The following is a 1,330-nucleotide window of genomic DNA, read 5'->3' on the forward strand; positions in this document are numbered from 1 at the left end:
GTCACGGCTCGGGTGCATGAGTTGTTCGAGGCTCAGGTGGTGCGGTCGCCGGGTGCGGTGGCGGTGGTGGCGGGTGGTGTGGAGTTGTCGTATGGGGAGGTGAATGAGCGGGCGAATCGGGTTGCTCATTGGTTGCGTGGGGTTGGTGTGGGTCGTGAGTCGGTGGTGGGGGTGTGTTTGGAGCGGGGTGTTGATCTGGTTCCGGTGTTGTTGGGTGTGTTGAAGGCGGGGGCGGGTTATCTGCCGTTGGATCCTGCGCAGCCTGTGGAGCGTTTGGGTTTCATGGTGGCTGATGCGGGTGTGTCGGTGGTGGTGTCGTCGTCGTTGTTGGTGTCTGTGTTGGGTGGGGTGTGGTCTGGTCCGTTGTTGGTGGTGGATCGGGATGAGTCGTTGGCGGGTTTGCCGGTGTCGGATCCTGGGGTGTCGGGTGGGCCGGATGATTTGATTTATGTGATTTATACGTCGGGTTCGACGGGTCGGCCGAAGGGTGTGTGTCTGTCGCATGCGAATGTGGTGAGGTTGTTTGCGGTGGCGGACAGGTATTACGGTTTTTCGGCGGATGATGTGTGGCCGTTGTTTCATTCGTATGCGTTTGATGTGTCGGTGTGGGAGTTGTGGGGTGCGTTGTTGCATGGGGGTCGGTTGGTGGTGGTGCCGGGGTCGGTGGCGCGGGCTCCGGATGAGTTTGTGGATTTGTTGGTGGAGCATCGGGTGACGGTGTTGAATCAGACGCCGTCGGCGTTTCGGTCGTTGGTGGGGTTGGCGGCTGATGGTGATCGGCGTTTGGATGGTTTGTGTCTGCGGGTGGTGGTGTTTGCGGGTGAGCGGTTGGAGGTTGGTGAGCTGGTGCCGTGGGTGGAGCGGTTCGGGCTTGGTCGGCCTCGGTTGGTGAATATGTATGGGATTACTGAGACGACGGTGCATTCGACGTTTTATGAGTTGTCGGAGGAGGATTTTGTTCTGGGGGCTCCGAATCGTGTGGGTGTGCCGTTGGATGATTTGTCGGTGTTTTTGTTGGATGGGTGGGGTTATCCGGTGCCGGTGGGGGTTCCGGGTGAGATTTTTGTGGGTGGTGGGGGTGTTGCTCGGGGTTATTTGAATCGTGCGGGGTTGACGGCGGAGCGGTTTGTGCCGGATCCGTTTGGTGGTGGGGGGCGGTTGTATCGGTCGGGGGATGTGGCGCGGTGGCGGCGCGATGGTGGGTTGGAGTTTTTGGGGCGTGCGGATGATCAGGTGAAGATTCGTGGTTATCGGGTGGAGTTGGGGGAGATCGGGGCGGTGTTGGCGGGGCATCCGGGGGTCCGGGACGCCGTCGTCCTCCTCCGCGACG

At 60.8% G+C, this 1,330-nt stretch carries 1 protein-coding gene; it reads left to right on the plus strand.

The genetic code is table 11. The features are described from left to right. Positions 1 to 21: 21 nt before the first annotated feature. A partial coding sequence (locus tag ABGB21_RS36815; RefSeq protein WP_347681764.1) for an amino acid adenylation domain-containing protein occupies positions 22 to 1,330 on the plus strand: 1,309 nt, incomplete at its 3' end.

Source organism: Plantactinospora sp. B24E8, from assembly GCF_039871735.1.
Classification (GTDB): domain Bacteria; phylum Actinomycetota; class Actinomycetes; order Mycobacteriales; family Micromonosporaceae; genus Plantactinospora.